This window comes from Desulfovibrio sp. MES5, assembly GCF_002237645.1.
Lineage (GTDB): Bacteria > Desulfobacterota > Desulfovibrionia > Desulfovibrionales > Desulfovibrionaceae > Desulfovibrio.
The window spans coordinates 119,803-138,738 of sequence record NZ_MJUZ01000048.1 but is presented as its reverse complement, the minus strand read 5'-3'; the positions used below and the strand labels follow the sequence as shown (position 1 = coordinate 138,738).

12 protein-coding genes are annotated in these 18,936 nt (G+C 58.8%); 7 read left to right on the top strand and 5 right to left on the bottom strand.

What is annotated here, in order from left to right:
* Positions 1-69 precede the first annotated feature (69 nt).
* The 6 genes from BCS36_RS11900 (at position 70) to BCS36_RS11875 (ending at position 7,346) form a co-directional block, all read left to right on the top strand.
* Positions 70-1,419, top strand: coding sequence for a homoserine dehydrogenase (locus tag BCS36_RS11900; RefSeq protein ID WP_291303093.1), 1,350 nt, complete (start codon positions 70-72; stop codon positions 1,417-1,419).
* Positions 1,416-2,639 carry an ATP-grasp domain-containing protein gene (locus tag BCS36_RS11895; RefSeq protein WP_291303092.1) on the top strand — a complete coding sequence of 408 codons (1,224 nt, stop codon included), beginning with the start codon at positions 1,416-1,418 and terminating at the stop codon, positions 2,637-2,639. The genes BCS36_RS11900 and BCS36_RS11895 overlap by 4 nt, the downstream gene beginning before the upstream one ends.
* Positions 2,640-2,657: 18 nt before the next feature.
* On the top strand, positions 2,658-3,074 hold the full coding sequence (locus BCS36_RS11890; protein WP_291303091.1) for a secondary thiamine-phosphate synthase enzyme YjbQ: 417 nt from the start codon (positions 2,658-2,660) through the stop codon (positions 3,072-3,074).
* A 2-nt stretch (positions 3,075-3,076) separates the two neighbouring features.
* The gene (locus BCS36_RS11885; RefSeq protein ID WP_291303090.1) at positions 3,077-4,765 is read left to right on the top strand and encodes a cation:proton antiporter; all 1,689 of its coding nucleotides are present in this window, start codon (positions 3,077-3,079) and stop codon (positions 4,763-4,765) included.
* 612 nt (positions 4,766-5,377) lie between these two features.
* The gene (locus BCS36_RS11880; protein WP_291303089.1) at positions 5,378-6,637 is read left to right on the top strand and encodes a DNA polymerase IV; all 1,260 of its coding nucleotides are present in this window, start codon (positions 5,378-5,380) and stop codon (positions 6,635-6,637) included.
* Positions 6,638-6,956: 319 nt separating this feature from the next.
* Positions 6,957-7,346, top strand: coding sequence for an AraC family ligand binding domain-containing protein (locus BCS36_RS11875; protein WP_291303088.1), 390 nt, complete (start codon positions 6,957-6,959; stop codon positions 7,344-7,346).
* On the opposite strand, the gene BCS36_RS11870 is transcribed toward BCS36_RS11875, so the two are convergent.
* From BCS36_RS11870 to mutL, 4 genes are all read right to left on the bottom strand, one after another.
* A complete protein-coding gene (locus BCS36_RS11870; protein WP_291303087.1) occupies positions 7,330-8,088 on the bottom strand; it encodes a helix-turn-helix domain-containing protein in 759 nt (252 codons plus the stop codon). The genes BCS36_RS11875 and BCS36_RS11870 overlap by 17 nt on opposite strands.
* 624 nt (positions 8,089-8,712) lie before the next feature.
* Positions 8,713-10,935: an autotransporter outer membrane beta-barrel domain-containing protein gene (locus BCS36_RS11865; protein WP_291303086.1), complete on the bottom strand. Its 2,223-nt coding sequence runs from the start codon at positions 10,933-10,935 to the stop codon at positions 8,713-8,715.
* Positions 10,936-11,600: 665 nt separating this feature from the next.
* On the bottom strand, positions 11,601-12,077 hold the full coding sequence (locus tag BCS36_RS11860) for an EVE domain-containing protein (protein ID WP_291303085.1): 477 nt from the start codon (positions 12,075-12,077) through the stop codon (positions 11,601-11,603).
* Positions 12,078-12,324: 247 nt separating this feature from the next.
* Positions 12,325-14,460: a DNA mismatch repair endonuclease MutL gene (gene mutL / locus BCS36_RS11855; RefSeq protein ID WP_291303084.1), complete on the bottom strand. Its 2,136-nt coding sequence runs from the start codon at positions 14,458-14,460 to the stop codon at positions 12,325-12,327.
* 192 nt (positions 14,461-14,652) lie between these two features.
* Between mutL and BCS36_RS11850 the strand changes: the two genes are divergently transcribed.
* Positions 14,653-14,958: a hypothetical protein gene (locus BCS36_RS11850; protein WP_291303083.1), complete on the top strand. Its 306-nt coding sequence runs from the start codon at positions 14,653-14,655 to the stop codon at positions 14,956-14,958.
* Between the two features lie 264 nt (positions 14,959-15,222).
* Here BCS36_RS11850 and BCS36_RS11845 read toward each other — a convergent pair whose 3' ends face one another.
* Positions 15,223-18,378 (bottom strand): S8 family serine peptidase, encoded by a 3,156-nt coding sequence (locus tag BCS36_RS11845; protein WP_291303082.1) that lies wholly within the window; start codon positions 18,376-18,378, stop codon positions 15,223-15,225.
* Positions 18,379-18,936: the final 558 nt, after the last annotated feature.

Here is an 18,936-nt window from a genome sequence, read left to right as displayed (position 1 = left end):
TGCCCGGCCTCTGTCAAAACCGGTGCCTTATCAGTTGCGGCTTTGCTACCGGGCACTTTCGGAGAAATCATGACCAAAAACAGCGACAAGCCACTGGTAGTGGGCCTGGCCGGATTCGGCACAGTGGGCGGCGGCCTGGTACGCCTGATCGAGGAAAACGCGGACCTTATCCGCCGCCGTTCCGGTCGGGACATCCTGCTCAAGAAGGTTCTGGTGCGCAATGCCAAGAAGGCGCGCAGCATCCCCCTGCCCGATGGGGCGGAACTGACCACCAATCCCCGCGACCTCACGGAAGATCCCGAAATCGACGTGCTGGTGGAGCTTATGGGCGGCATTGACCATGCCCGTGACCTCATTGATCGCGCTCTTGACCAGGGCAAGCACATTGTCACCGCCAACAAGGCCCTGCTGGCCGAAGAAGGCCTTGCGCTGTTTCAGAAAGCTGACCGCAAGAAGCGCATCCTGCGCTACGAGGCCAGCGTGGCCGGAGCCGTGCCCATTGTGGAAGCCCTCAAGGAAAGCCTCACGGGCAACCGCATTCAGTCCCTCATGGGCATTCTCAACGGCACGAGCAACTACATCCTGTCCGAAATGACCTCCAACGGTCTGGATTTTGACGTGGCCCTCAAGCAGGCCCAGCACCTGGGCTACGCCGAGGCTGACCCCACCCTGGATATCGACGGTCACGACGCGGCGCACAAGCTCATTCTGCTCATCCGGCTGGCCTACGGGGTGCACTATCCATACACGGCCCTCTCGGTGCGCGGCATACGTGGCCTTTCTGCCCTGGACATCCGCCTGGCCCGCGAATTCGGCTACCGCATCAAGCTGATCGGCCAGGTGCGTCAGGTGCCCTGCCCCGAAGAGAAGGCCGACGCAAAGGACTGCGGCGACGGGCCGGTACGCCTTGAAGCCGGGGTTTTTCCCGCCCTTGTCTACCACAAATATCTGCTGGCGCGCGTGGGCGGCGCATACAATGCCGTGCGCGTGGACGCCAACGCCTCCGGCCCGCTCTTCTTCCACGGGCGCGGCGCGGGCGACTTGCCCACCGCCGGGGCCGTGCTGGCCGACTTGCTGGCCGTTGCCCGCGATGAACGCCCCAACAACACCGGCTTTGTGAGCAAGGAACTGCCCAAGGCCGCCATTGTGCCGCCTGAAGAGTGGCGCTCGTGCTACTACGTGCGCGTGATGGTGCAGGACGCCCCCGGCGTGCTGCGCGACCTTTCGGGCTGCATGGCCGCCGAGGGCATCAGCATGGCCCAGGTCATCCAGAAGTCCGACGAAGGTCAGGGCGTGCCCCTGGTCTTCATGACGCACGAAACAACCGCTCAGGCCATGAGCGACGCATTGCAGCGCACGCTTGACGCGGGTCTGCTCAAAGAACCCGCGGTGTACTTCCGCGTGCTGGGCGGCGAATGATCATTCTCGACCAACCCTATGTTTCGCCGGAGCTGCTGGCCTATGCGGCAGCCCGGCAGGAACCGGTACTTGATAACTACATGGCGCGGGCCTGTTCCACCGAGCGTAAAATGCAGGACAGGCAGGGGCTCAACCTCGTGCCCGAAGCCTGCTTTGCCGCCATGCTGCGCGGCGGACAGGGCCAGGATTATGGCCAGGGGCACAGTCAGGCTCAGAACGCGGCAGCCCCCCCACGCCTGTACACCTGCTCCGAAAATTCCCTGACCTGGGTGACGGAGCACTGCTCCCCTGCCCTGGCCGAAGCCATAGCCAAGCTCAAGAACAAGGCGCTTACCCGCGAACTGCTGCGCCCGCTGGACCCGAACTATTACTACCGCCGCCTGAACCTCGCAGAAATGCAGGCCCTGCCCTTCGAAGCCCTGCGCACGCCCTGCGTGCTCAAGCCCGCCGTGGGATTTTTCAGCCTTGGGGTCTACCGCATCGGCAACGCCGAAGACTGGCGTGCCGCCAAAAGCGCCATTGCCGCAGAAACGGAACGGTGGGCCGCGCAGTACCCGCAATCGGTGGTTGACGGCAACGACTGGCTGCTGGAAGAATATATTGATGGCGATGAATACGCCGTGGATGTATACTTTGACCAGGACGGACAGGCCGTCATCTGCAACATCCTGCGGCATGAGTTCACCGGCGACGATGACGTGAGCGACCGCCTCTACTACAGCAGCGCGGCCATCATCCACGAAAGGCTGGCGGAATTTGAGGACTGGTTCAACAGGGTCAACGCCCTGCTGGGCCTGCGCAACTTTCCGGCGCATGTGGAACTGCGCCGCCACGCGTCCGGGCGCATCCTGCCCATCGAGTTCAACCCCCTGCGCTTTGCCGGCTGGTGCAGCACGGACGTAAGCCTTTTTGCCTGGGGTTTCCACTCCTACGGCTGCTTTCTTGAAGGCACGAAGCCGGACTGGAAAAACATCCTCAAAGGCAAGGAAGGCAAGCTTTATACCCTCATGGCGCTGAACAAGCCCGCCAACTGCCCGCCCGTACGCGACTTTGACTACGAGGCTCTGGCGCAAAGGTTTGCAAAGGTGCTCTGCCTGCGCCGCAACGACTATACCCGGTATGGCCTGTTTGGCTTTCTGTTTACTGAAACTCCCGAAAACCAGCGGGAAGAGCTGGACCGCATCGCCCGGTCCGACCTGCTGGAATTTGCCGTAATCTGACCCCCCAAGGAGGCGGCCGTGCTCAGTCTGGAATTTGAGACCACAAGCCGCAGCGACATGCGCGACATCACCTCGCAACTGCGCAGCGTGGTGCGCCGCAACGCCATTGAAAAAGGCTGGCGCAACGGCGTGCTGGCGCTCTTCTGCCCGCATACGACCTGCGGTCTCACGGTCAACGAAGGGGCAGACCCCGACGTCCGCCGCGACATGCTGACCTTCTTCAGCGGGCTTGTTCCCCGCCTTGGCGACTATCACCATGCCGAAGGCAACAGCGACGCCCACATCAAGGCCACCCTGCACGGCCCCTCGCTGACCCTTTTTGTGGAAAACGGCGAACTGTGCCTCGGCACATGGCAGTCCGTCTATCTGTGCGAAGGGGACGGCCCGCGCCGCCGCAGCATCTGGCTGCAGTGGCTGGCCGGCGAGGAGGAATAGCCGTGGAACACCAGACTGACCTCATACTGACCCTTGCGGGCGGCCTTTCAGCAGCTATGGTGCTGGGCTTCATCACCCAAAAGCTGCGCCTTTCGCCCCTTGTGGGCTATCTGCTGGCGGGCATTCTGGTGGGGCCGTACTCGCCCGGATTCGAAGCCGATGCCGCCACGGCGGCCCAGTGCGCTGAAATCGGCGTCATCCTGCTTATGTTCGGCGTGGGGCTGCACTTTCACCTCAAGGACCTCCTGGCCGTAGGGGCCATAGCCCTCAGCGGCGCTGCCGTGCAGATTTCCGCCGCCACCCTGGCCAGCATGGTATTGCTGCACTATTTCTTCGGCTTTTCCCTGATGTCGGGAGCCATCTTCGGCATGGCCATATCCGTGGCGAGCACCGTGGTGCTCACCCGCGTTCTCACCGACAATCACCAGCTCCACACCCATACGGGGCACGTGGCCCTGGGCTGGCTGGTGGTGGAGGACATTTTCACCATCCTGCTGCTGGTGCTGCTGCCCGCTGTGCTCAGCCCCGGGGGCGAGTTTTGGAGCGCCCTTGGCCTCACCCTGCTCAAACTGGCCGGGCTTACGGCCTTTACCCTCATTGTGGGGCAAAAGCTTATTCCCCTGTTTCTGGGCTATGTGGCCCGCACGGGCACGCGCGACCTCTTTACCCTGGCCGTCATAGCCCTGGCCCTCGGCATCGCCGTGGGAGCCGCCTACGTTTTTGACGCCAGCATGGCCCTTGGGGCTTTTCTGGCGGGCATGGTTGTGGGGCAGTCCGAGTTCAGCGCGCGCGCCGCCGCCGAGGCCCTGCCCCTGCGCGACGCCTTTGCGGTGCTCTTCTTCGTTTCAGTGGGCATGCTCTTTGATCCAGTGGCTCTGCTTACGGACTGGCCGCTCATGCTGGTGACCCTCTTTGTCATCATGGTGGTCAAACCTCTGGGCGCGCTGGCCATGACCACCCTGTTTCGCAAACCCTTGCGGCTGAGTCTGGCTGTTTCGGCCGCGCTCTCGCAGATCGGCGAATTTTCCTTTATTCTCGCTGGCATGGGCATCACCCTTGGCATTTTTGACGCCAGGGTCAACAATGCCATCATTCCGGCGGCCATGATTTCCATTACGCTGAACCCAATGATTTTCCGCAAACTTGAGAGCGTGGCGCGCTGGATCGAAGCCAAAAGCAAAAACGGCGCGCCCGCTGAAAGTGCGCTCGTCGAGACAGCGGATGACGGAAAGCCCCACATTGTGGTTATCGGCTACGGCCCCGTGGGCCGCAGCTGCTGCAGCATTTTGCGTGAGAGCGGCATCACGCCCGTGGTGGTGGAAATGAACATCGACACCGTGCGCAAAGAACGCGGCAAGGGATTGCCCATCATTCACGGCGACGCCGCGCAGGCCGAAGTGCTGCGCGAGGCTGGCCTTGAAAGGGCCGAAGCCCTGCTTTTGACCACGCCCAGCATACCCGCCTCGGATGTGGCGGCCATTGCCAGCGCCGTCAACCCCGATGTGCGCATTCTTGTGCACACGTCCTTTGTGGGCGATGCGCGCAAACTGCGCCAGCAGGGCGTTACCGCCGTATTCAGCGGCGAGCGCGAAGTGGCGCTGGGCATGTCGGAATATCTGCTGCGCTACCTTGGCTCGCCGGAAGCCTTTGTGCAGACGGAGCTTGAAAGGGTTCGCCTGAAACTGGATTAAGGGAAACGCTGATTTATTCCGTTTGGCGGCGTTGCTTCACTTTTTTTGAAACAGTCGAGGACGGAAGAGTCCACTCCTGCTTCAAAAAAAGATCGCGCCTTGCCAAACGAAATAACTAAGCGTTTCCAGAGGCTCTTTAATCAGTGCTTCCTTAGGTACAGACCTCATTGTATTTTTGAATGCTTTGTGGGGGAGGGACCCTTTTGCAAAAGGGTCTCCTCCCCCCTCCCCCTAAAATTCTTAGTATATTCTGGCATGATATAGAGGGCCTTCTGAACTGAAGCGGGAATTTCAGCCGGGCTGCGCTCCCAACGCCCCCTTGGCCGACGTTTGCCCTGCCTGGCCGCCCCGTGTTAACCTGCAAGCACTCCACAAATAGTCATATGCGCAGGCGCGGCCCCCGCCGAGCCCGCAAGGATGCTATCCCCTGCAAAACGTTCTTCCAGGCGCGCTGGCAGCGCGACCTAAGACCCGTCAGAGCATTTAACACTTGAAGTGCTCGCGTGCGGCAGGCAAAAGTCTGCCTGCCCGTATTTCGTGACAAGGATTTTCAGGAAAAACCTTACAGAGCAGTTTACGAATGAAATGAGTTAACTGCTCTAGGGCCGCCGCATGATTATTCATATTGATATGGACGCCTTCTTCGCTTCGGTGGAGCAAATGGACAACCCCGACCTGCGGGGCAAGCCCGTCATTGTGGGCGGCAGCAGCGACAGGGGCGTGGTCTCCACCTGTTCCTACGAGGCGCGGGCCTTTGGCGTGCATTCGGCCATGCCTATGGTCGTGGCGCGGCGTCTGTGCCCGCAGGCAATCATTGTGCGCGGACGTTACTCGCGATACAGCGAACTCTCCCACGCCATCATGGACGCCCTGCGGGATTTTTCACCCCTTGTGGAGCCCGCCAGCGTGGACGAAGCCTATGTGGACGCCACTGGTCTTGAGCGCCTTTTTGGCCCGCTGGAAACCCTTGTGGCGGCCATCAAAACCCGCATCGTGGAAGTCACTGGCGGCCTGACCTGCTCTGTGGGCGCGGCCCCGGTAAAATTTCTGGCCAAGATATGCTCTGAGGTGAATAAGCCTGACGGCTTTTTCATACTGCACCCCGAAGACGTAGACGCCTTTTTGTGCGCCCTGCCCGTGGGCAAGATCCCCGGCGTCGGCAAGCGCATGGTGCAGAGCCTGCAAGACCTTGGCATCAAAACCGTGGGGCAGTTGCGCCGCTTCAGCCCGGAAGTTATGGAACGGCGCTTCGGCAAATGGGGCGCTGTGCTTTATGAGCGCGTCCACGGGCGCGACAGCCGCAAGGTCGAGACAGAGCGCGCCGCCAAGAGCGAAAGCGCGGAATGCACCTTTGCTCAGGACACGCGGGACAGGACGTTTCTGCAGCGCATGCTCATGGCCCATGCCGAGCGCGTGGGGGCCTCCCTGCGCAGGCACGGCTACAAGGGCCGCACCATCACCCTCAAGGTGAAGTTCTGCGACTTCAAGCAGATCACCCGCTCCCGCACGCTGGAGGAACCCGTCAACGCCACGGAAACCATATTCGAGACAGGATGCCGCCTGCTGGCCGAACTGCCCCTGCCGCAGCCGGTGCGCCTCATCGGGCTTGGCGTGTCCGGCTTTGACGCGCCCGCCAACCAGCTTTTTCTGCCCGGCACGGGCAAGGCCGCGGGGCAGAATCTGGACCCTCAGGTTGAGGCCAAAAGGCAAAAGCTGGACGCCGCCCTGGACAACCTTCGCGAAAAATTCGGCAGGCAGGCCGTGCAGCGGGGCCGCCTCTTTACCCTTGCCCAGCAGGAAGATGCGCCGGAGCGGGTGAATAACGGCAAGGGCGACGGGGTGGAGAAAAAGCCGGATAAGGGCGGAAAGTAGGCGCGGCAAGCCATCGTCATAACCTACGGGATCATAAGGCAGCGGCATCATAACCTGCCAGCATTATAACTATTTCACCATAATCCAGCGGCATCATAATCCATCCCATCACAACCCGTCAGCGTCATAAGGCAGCCGGATCTCCGCAAAGGGAAACCGCGCCTGATCTGGGCTGAGGTTTTTTGCGTATCGGGCTGACAAAGCAGCTTTGTTGGCGAGGATTTCTGCTTTTTTGCGAAAAACGCAATTTTTTACAATAGGCTTATGCGCTGGCTGCCTACTATGTCTCCATACCGTTTATCGCAAGGAGGCATACGCTATGGAAAAGAATTTATTTCAAGAGTTTGAAACAGGAATGCTGGCTGAATCCGGCAAGCAACTGGATATCGGGCTTTGCCCCTGGAACGAGCACAAGGATTTTGCCGGGGTATCCTTAAAAAACATTGTGACACCGGCACAAACTGCTGGCTTGTTCACGTGTCACCTGGTGCGCATCAAGCCGAACCATAAAATCGGGATGCACACGCATCCCAACAGCATCGAACTGCACGAGATTATCGGGGGAAGCGGCGCCTGCCAGACAGAGATGGGTGAAATTCATTATACCCCTGGCGTGATGGCTATTATTCGCAGGGATGAACAACACGAAGTGAGAGCTGGCGAAGAAGGGCTCTACCTTTTTGCCAAATTCATCACAGTTTCAGCCTGAAGCTGGCCTGCTTGAATTGCCCGGGAGTCATACCGTGATGGTGCTTGAAGACCTTATGCATATGGCTCTGGTCGGTAAAACCGGCGGATGCGGCAGCGGCAGCGCTTTCCGTATCCGCCCGCAGCATGCTGCGCAGCAGGCGTAAGCGGCAAAGAAGCTGAAACGCATGCGGCGTCATGCTGGTAAACTTTTGAAAGGCCCGCAAGAAATGCCACTGGCTGTACCCGGCGTATTCAGCCATTTGCCTGATGGAAACAAACTTGTCAGGATATTCCAGCACGATAGAAACCACAGCCTGAACAGATCGATAAAGGAGGGAATCACATTTATCCAATAAATTTATGTGATTATTTTCTGCGGAGGACACGCGCTCCAAACAAGTATCCAATTGTTGCATGAGTGAACCACCTTGCCCCTGCAGGCAAGGCGACCGACACACAACTTCTTGAAGGATCTCATCCCTAGAAGAAAATGCGCTCCTGTTTTCAACACAAAAAACAACCAGTGAACTTTCCGGAGCCACAACCAGACTGTGCGGCTCGTACGGTTGTATAAAGAACTGTTCACCGCTGCTCAGCTTTTTGGGGCCAGCCTCTGTCGCCACCGTTATGGCTCCAGAAGTCACGAAGCCGACCGTCCAATGCTGCGTATGCATATGCCAAGGATAGCTACGCGGCTCGCCACTGGTAAGGACGAGTTCTATATTGGCTGAATCTGTATAGTAATACGTGATGCCGTTCATGAGAAATTGATACCTCTATTCGAGGTTTCCAACAATGAAAACAACATCGGCTGCATGATAGAATAACTTCACTATGTTATGTAAATATTTCACCTCGCTGCCGCTCACAGTGAAACATTTACGTCAGCGTTCCGCACGACTTCGGCGCACGATCGTGGCTTGGCGCCTCTTGCACGATCTCCCATTCAGCGTGAAGGCGCACGCTCACAACGCACTTTTCCCCATCAACCAGCCGCCATTCCTGAGACTTCCCGCAGCCAATGCGACGACCTCCTGCCTTCGGTGAACATGCCCTGACATGAAAACTCGCATGCAGCGCGAAGTCGCACGCTGGCATTGTGCGGCGCGCAGGGAGATCGCCGAGCGGAGCGAGGAAGCTCCCGGAGCAAAAGCCGCGCAGCCATCGCGAAATGTCGGAAGCTGGAAAACCCCAGCGGGGTGCTTCGGGGGGATGCAAGGGGGGCCGAGAAGGGGGCGCAGCCCTATAACCGACCCCGCCTTGCCGCACGCCGCGCAGGCGGCCAAAACAATAATAATGAGTAAGCCCCCGTGCCCGCAGGGCACAAAAATCCCCTCTCAAAGGACAGGCCATTATAGATTTTGGCAGTTGCTGCAGTTTATACTTCAAAACTCCCACTTGGCCTGCAGGCTGCCTGTCACACCCTCTCTTTTGCCCGTATACCCCTGCACACCGAGGTCAAAGGACAGGGGCAGCGTTTGGGAGGGCTTGAGCAACAGGCCCAACTCACCAATGCCGGTATCGCCGCGCATGGATGGGGCTTGCATATTGAAGCCATTGGTGGAGGCGCGGGCCTTGCCGTCGAATTCATGTTCCCAGGCAACACCAGCGTAGGGGCTGACATATTCATTTACCAGGTAGGCGAAGCGAGAACCAAACCGCAGACGGCTGGAGTACACATCATCAAAATCTATGGGGTCGCCAGTGGACAGACTGATGGAATCGCCCGTCTGCCGCGTCCAGAAGTACTTGCCATACAGGTCAAGACTGGCAGCGTCAGTAATCTTCCATATATAGCCTGCGCCGAAATGCAGCCCGTAGTACGGCGTGTCGCTGTCATACTCCACCTCGCGCCCGGTGGCGTCGCGCAGGTCTGAGCTGTCGTATTTATTGTGTATCGATCCTGCGCGCCCGCTGGCTTCGGTATAAAAATGACCGGGGCCAGTGGGAGCGAAATCCATACGGGCCAGCAGGCCGCCGCCCAGATAGTACGTGTTGCCGTTGCCGTCCACGTCAGCGGCATTGCTGAAGGAGTTGGCGGTATTGTACGAGCCATTGCCGTACTCAAAAAAAGGCCCCACTGTAAAGCGTCCAAGGGTACAATCAACGCCCCAGGCAAGGCCAGTGAGCAGAGACAGGCTCCTCATGTCCACATGCGAACCGGTGTTGAAGCGAAGTGAACCGCCAGAAAGCGCGCCGAACCCGGCAAACCCGCTCTCACCCGTACCGGAAGAGGCCTGCACGGCAGACTCCATACCCTTGCCCGCCGCGAGATCCGCTCCTTGCAACGTCATGGCCATGCCGCCGATAAATCCTTCTGACAGAGCGTTAGCTTGCGGGTTCAGGCTGGAAGAGGTGACAGTGGCCAGCAATTTGTTACCCTGAGTCAGAATGTCGAAACTATAACGCAGGGTCACGCCCTGACTGTTGACCGTGCTGTTGGCGGGTGTGCCGGTCAGCGTTCCGGCGTTGATGAGCACCACATGGTCCCCATTTTTTAGCGGTGCGGCACCGCCCGCAACACCCACGTTGATTGTGGCCTTTCTGCCTGTGCCATCGCTGTTTTCAGAAAGACGCGCCTCGTCGGTCGTGGTGAGTGCGGTATCCCCCGCCGCCAGGGAGGAGGGCAGGTAGAAGTTGATATTCTGAAAATTGTACAGGCCCTGCACGGTCAGGCCCGATGTTTCCATATTCAGGGTGTTGCCGCTGAAGGCATCTCCGTCTCTAACCACAAGAGGGCCTGTTCCATTTCTGACAATGCCGCCATAAAGTCTGCTTTTTGCCAGGTTGGGAGCGCCGCTGATGGTCACGCTGTTGCCCGTGGCCGAACCGCCCATGTCGGTGTCAACAGAAAGTGCGCTAACGCCGCCATAGATATCGCCGCCTACCGCGCCACCGCTGAGGATTACGCTATTGCCCACAGCACGGGCGGCGCCAAAAGGGGCAAAAGCAAAGCCGCCATAAATGTCATTGGTGACTGTGCTGTCTATGACAATCGCCTCATTTCCCGCGGCTATGGCCTCCTTACCACTTGTATGGGCTTCGCCGCCACTAATGAAATCCACATTGGCGCCGGTAACATGCACCCTGTTGCCGCCAGACAGGGCAAAGCCGTAAAGGGTGAAAGCAGAACCGTAAAGGGTGGAAGCAAAGCCGCCGTAAATGCCGTAGAACCTCCCCCCTCTGACGGTTACACTATTGCCCGTGGTTGTGACGGTGGTGCCGCTGGTATTTGCCATAGACCAGGCAGCTCCGCCATAAACCCGAGTTTTCTCTCCACCAGTGAAATTTGTGATGTCCACCCGGTTGTCGTTGGCCACAGCACCTGCGCGGTATGTATCAATATAACAGCCGCCGCTGATGACCCAGTTTACCGTACCACCCGTTACGGTCACGGTATTGCCAGACGCATTGGCATTTTGGACAAGCGCGTGGGGGTCGTCCTGAGCGCCCATGCCGGCGCTGTCACCCGCATTGACGGGGTTGCCGATAACGTAATGATGCGTTCCAGAACTATACTCCACAGTGGCGGCCAGGCCATGCAGCGGCAACAGGAGGAGCAGAGCCGCAAAAACAGGTGGCAAGACGTACAGCTTATGATGCAACATGGTAATTTCTCTCAGATGACAACATCATTTTGGAACACTTTAGTTGCAAGCGCACGTAAAATAAGAATTCTGCTGTGTTAGTGCCTGTCAGATCAGGTTTTAACTACGCGGCACCTATCTCGTGCGCGAATATGACCCGCAAATCTGCCCCCATATTGTTTTACTGATTTTGAATGAAAGCGTTCTGCTTTTTCACGCTGGACAGTGTCGTTGCAAGATTTGACACCAAAAAACTACAATGGATATGAATCGCAGTCAGAAATGACATCGAAAATGGCATGCCGTCTATATCCGACGGGCGACACTATTTTTCGCTTGTGATTGGAAAGTAGGCAAAGCATGTCAGAAAATAAAAATCTGAGCAATCTTGTGACTGTATTCTTCGTATAACATTACAACATTCCATCTGCCTGTTGGGTGAACCAACTCATTTCTTTAACAATTTCAGCGCGTTTACTTATAGATTTAAGCAAAATTTCATAGGTAAGCCTCAAAAATCTTAGTACACAGAGGAATACATAAAAAACGGCTGCTTCCTGCCCGAACAACCCAGGCCGCTGCTCCCGACGTGATTTGCTCAGTCATTAGCGTCGAAAACGTTTCCGACGACGGCAAAAATATGCCTTGCTCCTCAAAAAGGCGCTGCCAGCCTGAACGGCAGCCCCCTACGCGCCCAGCGGGTCCCCCATTCTGCAAACAATCTCAAATTCTGCTTTGCTCACGGGCATAACCGAAAGCCTGGACCCTTTGCGCAGCAACTCCATCCCCGCCAGGGCCGGATCCATACGCATGGCCTTGAGCGGCACGGCATTGGCGAATTTTTTGACAAAGCGCACATCCACCGCATACCAGAGCGGCCTTTCGGGCGTCGATTTGGGGTCAAAATGCTCGTCTTCCGGCTCCCAGGCCGTGGGGTCCGGGTAGCCCGCCCTGACAACACGGGCCACGCCCACGGCTGAAGGGTCCGTGACGCTGTGATAAAAGATGGCCATGTCGCCCACAGACATCTGATCCCGCAGGAAGTTGCGCGCCTGATAGTTGCGCACGCCGCTCCAGCAGGTAGTCTGCTCAGGCTCGGCCGCAAGGTCGTCTATAGAATAGCATCCCGGCTCCGACTTAAGGAGCCAATATTTCTTTTCCATAAGAACTCTCCAGACTACAGGCTTCACGAGAAGCCGGGTTGGCGAATACAGGCGGCGTTTGACGTCAATGCGTCAGTCCAATGACTTCAGGCATCCTTCAGGCCAAATGCCAGCCACTCTTTAGTCAGAGTATATTTCCCCGGGCGTGAGCACTCTCAGCGTGCTCCTTTTTTTGGCGTAAAGTCATCACATTCTTCTGTCTGCGAATACTCTCAACACGCACGCGCCAGCGCGCAACCACGCCACATCACGACTGCCGCCGCTTGAACAGTTTTTCCAGCTCCATAGCGTCCCAGCGCAGGATGCAGGGGCGACCGTGGGGGCAATACTCCCTGTCATCGGTGGCCAGCCACTGGCGCAGCAGCCCGGCGGCCTCGTCGTCGGTGAGGCGCTGCCCGGCCTTGATGGCAGCCTTGCAGGACATGGATATGAACATGTCCGCCAGATCGTCCTTACGGCCCGCCAGCGCTTCACGCAGAAAGTCCCGGGCCTCGGCGCGCGAAAGCACGGGCGGCATGCCCCTGACCTCAAGCCCGCTGCCCGAGGTTTCCAGCACAAAACCAAGGGATTCCAGCGTGGGGCGCAATTCAAAAAGGCGTTCACGCTCTGCCGCGTGCAGGGGCATTTCCAGCGGCAAGGCCAGCAACTGACCTGATCCCGCAAAACCGCCCCGACGCATGCGCGCGTAGAGTATGCGCTCATGCGCGGCGTGCTGGTCCAGCAAAAGCAGGGCTCCGGCCCTGTCGCGCAGCACAAGATAGGTGTCGGCCACCTGCCCCAGATACTCCACATTTTCCACGCGCAGGGGCTGGCGATCCCGCCCGCTTTCGCCATCAGCGTACGGTGCGGCTGTGTACGCGGCGGCGTCCGCACCAAAACTTCCGGCGTCAGGGCCAGCGCCATAGGTTGCGCCGTCCTCCGCCATGCTTCCGTGGTCTGCATTCGCGCCCTCAGGGCGTACAAAAACCCCGGCGTCACCGGGCTGTTCCCCGGTGTGCGCCTGGCCATGCGCCGCCGCGCCGAAAGATAGTGCCCCGTGTTCCGGGCCCGTGGGCGGCTGTGATTCGTGCTCCCAGCCTTGATTGTGGCCGTAGCGGCTGGCAGGGCCGTCCATCTGCCCTGAGCTGTGGGACGGGTTCTGGGCGTATACGGCGGCGGGCGCAGTGGCGGCTGCAGTAGAAGACGCGGTGGCCTGCCATTGGCCCTCGTCCACGAGATCGTCCCGCTCCGGACGCGCCACAAGCGGCGGATTGTCGAGCCGCCCCCAGAAGCCCAAAGGACGCGAGCCAGCGCCTGTGGATTCCGCAGCCGCATGAACAGCCTCCCCCGTAGCCGCCGCGCCCGCGTCATGCCAGGCGGCATCCGCCACGTCAAAGGATGTGACAAGCGCTGCCTGAACAGCGTGCAGCACTGCGGAAAAAACTGCGGATTCGTCCCTGAAGCGCACCTCGCTCTTGGCCGGGTGCACGTTCACGTCCACTTCCGCCGGGTCCATTTCCACAAAAAGCACTATCTGCGGATAGTCACGGCTGGTCATGCGGCCCTTGTAGGCTTCGCGCACGGCGGCCAGCAGGCGTTTGTCCGTGACGGAGCGCCCGTTGACATAGAGCAGGATGCGGTCGCCGCGCGGTTGGCTCACATTGGGCAGGGCCGCCAGGCCGTGCGCGCGTATGCCGTGCCTTTGGCCGTCAAAGGGGCGCAGGGCGTCCACCACAAGCCGTGGCCACAGTATGGCGAGCCGCCCGGCAAGCGTTTGCCCCGGCAGAAAACGCAGGGCCTCGCGCTCGCCCGAATGCAGGCTGAAGCCCACCTCGGGCCGGGTGAGGGCCAGACGGGCCAGCCAGTCCTGGGCGCGCTTGAACTCCGTGGAGGGGGTCTTTAAAAATTTAAGGCGGGCTGGTATATTGGAAAAAAGGTCGCACACTTCCACGAGAGTGCCCCTGTGCAGGGCCGCCGGGCCGGAACTTTTAAGCAGACCGTGCTCCACTTCCACCCTGTGCGCCTTCACATTCCCGTCCTCCCCGGCATGGGCGGAGGTGATGGAAAAGCGCGACACCGAGGCTATGCTCGGCAGGGCCTCGCCGCGAAAACCGTAGGACAGGATGCGCTCCAGATCTTCAAGGCAGGCAATCTTGCTGGTGGCGTGACGGGTAACGGCCAGTTCCAGATCTTCAGCGGGGATGCCGCTACCGTCATCCTGCACGCTGATGCGGCTTTGACCGCCGTTTTCAAGGCAAACATCTATCTGGCCAGCCTGGGCATCCAGGCTGTTTTCCACCAGTTCCTTCAACACGCTGGCGGGCCGTTCAACCACTTCGCCAGCGGCGATCTGGTTGCGCAGCTCAGGCGGCAGCAGACGTATATGACGTTTATTTTCAGACATGGTCCCACTGTAAACGCCCGTTTGGCGCATGGCAAGCCGCACCGCCACGCGAGAAAAAACAGGGCCCGGATGCGCCACGGGGCTTGCCTTGCAGCCAGAGGTGCTTATCTATGGAAGGTAAGGCTCAAAGGACGCGCCGCAACCGCGACCATACGCGCGGACAAAGTGCGCCGGGGCCTGAGGGAGGGAATAATGCATAACAACACGCTCAAGGCCATTGCCGAACCTCTGCGCGGCCCCCTTGTTGGAAAGGGTTATGACCCTGAACTTCTTTATGTGGAGTGCGGACGTTGTGGTTCGCCGGTTATGTGGGAGCAGGGCAAGGCCACACATATTCTCGGTATTGCGGGCATTGACCCGCTGGAACTGGACGCGTCCTGCCTGCTGGTGACGGACGCCTGCCCCACGTGCGGCGGCACTGGACACTACACTGTCCAGATTTTCCGAGTCAGCGGCGACACGCAGACGCGCCGTCCGCCCTATTTCGGCAATGCATAGACAATGCGTAGACAAAGGGCAGGATACCCCACCTGCCCCGAGACAAGGCCGCCGGTTCATGTGCCCGGCGGCCTTTTTATTTGCTCTGCAGCGCTGCCGCCCCTGACGCGATGCGCACCAGAGCCCCATCTTTTTGAAACTGCTTCAACGGGGCGGACGCTTGGCGTGAACGCGCAGACGCGGCCCATCCGTGCGGCAATCAGCTCACGGGACGATTTTTCAACGTCCCCGCGAGCGGCCAGCCAGCTTCAATGGTGGGCTGCTCTAGAATTCCAGCCCAAGGCTGATGCCTCCGGAACAAGAGGAACTGTGCGAACGGAAAAATTCCGCGCCAAGCGCCACCTGCGCGAAAAAGCCGCTGGCATGGGTCGCCCGCAAGCCGGTCTGAACCAGCATGGCGTCGCGCCCCGGAATGTCTGACTGGCTCTCAAAACCTGTCCCGTATCCCTTGAAACTGGCATCACTGTTAAATGTTCCGTCAAGCCAGTAGTGCCGCCAACCGGCCAGCGTATCCCACGAAAGCTTGGTGCCGTTTTCCAGCGTGCGCGCAAGGCTCACATGTGCGCCCAATACCGAAGAAAGGCTGTCATAAGCAGCCGCGTCCAGCTTGAGGGCCGACGCGCCCGCCCCGCCTTCTGTAAAGCCAGGCCGTGAACTCAGGCTGTACTCAAGCCAGGCCAGCGGCCCGGCTTCCACGCCCCCCCAGGCTGTTGTCCAGCCCCAGTCCTTGCCGCCGCCTGCCAGAACATCGGTGGTAAGCCCTGTCCAGCGGCTGTCATGATTGCGCAGGTAACCATTGAAATTGACCGTGCGCTTCATGCTGACGTCTTCAAAACCCACACGGGCCATGCCCATAATATACCCGCCGTCCCACCAGTTCGGCTTGAAGTGGACGTGCCCGCCCACAGACGCGGCAAGGGTTTTGGCATTGGCTTCACCCGCATAATGCACGTAGGCGCGGCGGCCAGAAATCGCCACATCCAATCCTGCGGTAAGGCCGCTGTCCCACTGGCGGTCAACGCCAAGGGCCAGCCCCGCGCCGGATGAGGTGAAACCCGCCGAACCGCTGTTGGCGTTCATGTTGCTGTAGCTGCCGAATGGCAATGCCCAGGCCTGCCAGCCGGAAGCCGCGTCCCCACTGGACATGCCAGAGCCGCTTGCTCCGGCCAATGGAGCGCTGCCGCCCAGAAAGCGCTGCACCAGAAGCAGATTGAGCTGACGCTGCGCCTCAAGACCCGCCCGCGCCACGGCATCGTAACTGCTGGGGCTCAGTTGCTGCATGGCTGGAGCAACGCCACTTCCGGAGGCATCGGTCCAGTCCAACGCCTGAAACAGGTTTTGCATGTCGCCCGTGGCCTGATCAGCCAACAGATAAAGAGCCCGACCCATGCTGGAAGTAGTGGCGCTGTCGGCATAACGGCTGTAGGCGTTATACGCACGTTGCTGTGTTACTGAGGCCGCGCCCACGGTGCTGCTTGAGACGACATTGAAACCGAGAGTGGGAGAAGCAGAGGCCATGCCCACACTGTCAAAATTGCCACTGAGGCTTGTCGCCTGCACGCTGTTGACGCTTACGCCATAGCCGTTTGCATAGAATCCCGGCGTGGGAGAAAAGCGCAGCGCACCATTGATATCCGCACTGTCCGCGCTGAGGACGGAATACCGCTTGTCGGCGGTAATGCCTATTTGCAGTGTCCCGTCGGCATTCTGGGTATAGTCGTGCACCGTAAGCGTCAGTCCGCGATAGCCTGGGGCCACCGTTCCGGAATTGACGACACGCTGCTGTATCTCGCCGTCACCCAGCAACGTGCCGCCCTGACGCACGAGCACGCTACTCTTTTGCAGTATGCCGCCAGTACCGTCGGTCCTCTTGCTGATGGCCAGACCGCCGCCGTCCACCACTGTAGCGCCTTTATAAATATTTGTTCCGCTGAGAACCAGCAAACCCGCGCCAGTCTTGCGCAGGCCCACGTCCAAACCATTCAGTGCCTTGCCGTCTACGCCAATGGTACTTTTGAAGTCGTCATGATGGTAGGTGTCCTCCCATTCTCTTTGCGTGATATCGTTACTGAATTCAGCAACGTAACCCTGGGTGTCAAATGTTTCCAGAGCCTGCTTTCCCAGGCCAAGCTCCGGCAGCGCCACCACATCGTTGGCTGTCATACGGTTGGCGTCCAGCCGGGCGATGCCGCGCACGGCCTTGCCCGCGTCCAGCAGACCCTGACCAAACGCTTCTTCTCTGGACAGATCCTGGATGACTTTCTTCCCATCAGTTAACAGGCCTTTCAGGATCGCCCTCAACCCGGGCTGAAATGGGTAGGCGTCGTCAATCCAATCCTCGATTGTTGCATCCGTGGGTGTGGGAACAGCGTTGTCCACAATGGTAATAACCACCATATCAGGACGCCCGTTATTGTCGGAGGCAAACTGCACAAGATGCGTCGGTGCAACAAAGGTATTGTCAGCCGTAGTCAAAACAGCATCGGCCAGCTGTTTGCCCGTCATCCAGGGAAAAGCCTGCTGCACCAGCCCCAGGACGCCGCTCACATAGGGCGCGGCCATGCTGGTGCCGCCCATCAGCGTATACCCGCCATCAGCTGAATTGAGTGAATTGATGCTGCTGCCAGGAGCGGATACGCTCCAAAGTTGCGCCGTGGAACCCAAATTGCTGAACGAGCTAACACCGGTCGGACTGATGGTGCGGGTGCCGTCCGTGGCAGTTGAAATTTGCTCTATATCCAATGATATCACGCTGATCCAGGATTTGAGTTCCGGAATGTACCGTGGCAATACACCCTCCATGCTCGGTGCTTGCTGGGTGTCGTTACCAGCGGCAAATACCGCAACCTTATTGTAATCCAACGCCAGATCCGCAACGGCGCCGAGTACTGAATCTTCTCCTAATCCATTACGGATTTGAGTTGGATTGTCATGCCCTGGCATAATGGAAGGGTAATACGAACCGCCCCAGCTGTTGTTGATGATGCGAACTTCTGGCCGCGACGCGAAGAATTCAACCAGATTTGGCATCAACAAATTTACTGACTTGTTCTTCTCATCAGACCCCAGGTAGGGCGCCGATACCAGGCTGGCGTCAAAGGCCACGCCATGCATGCCTATGCCGTCACGCAGGGCCGCCATAATTCCCGCCACATGGCTGCCGTGCGTGTCTCGCTCCCATACGGGTATATAGGGTTGCCCGGTTCGCGGGTCTATGCCCATATACTCCTCAACCAGCTTGCCAGCCATCTCGGGATGGGAGAAAAGCACTGGAGTATCAATAATTCCCAGTGTTATGCCTGCCCCGGTGTATCCTAAAGCATAGGCGTCTGCGGCGTGAATAAAGTCCAGGCCTGTGCTGTTCCAGTATTCTTCGGTTTTAAAACCGTCAGCGCCTGACGCGCTTACTTTTGACGGCACACATAACGCCAACATAAAGAGCAGCAGAAGTTGGAGCATGGCGCCCAAATAGCGAGAACGGCAAGCACATAAGCGTAAAAGCATTTTGCCTCCTGTGATGATTGTGCTGTGTCGCCAGAGGATAGAATAGACCGCAAACAAAAATTATGTAGTATTATATTTTTTCGGCATCAGGATTTTTATAAAAAATCATTAAAAACATGTAGTTGACATGAGGCTCCGCACGGCAGGTGCAATGGATTGCCCCATAATATAACCTAACCATTATCAATAGCCGTACTATTTTTGCAAGAGAATAGTATTCCATAGCTGGTCTGAAAAGTCTGGCCCGAAAAGTCTGACCTGGAAAACCTGGTTCGGAAACGGCCCGAAAAGCCTTTGGCAAAACCCGAGCCAGCATGGTTACGGCCCGCCTTGTGCGGTGGTTCGTTTTTGGCGTGCCGGGCTGCGACAAACCACCTGGCAGACTCCGTATGCCCCGCCCCCATCACCCTGCAGCCCGCCACAGTGGCCTGACGGTTTTTGCCCGCGCAGCTATCCCTGCTCCCGCAGCCGCCA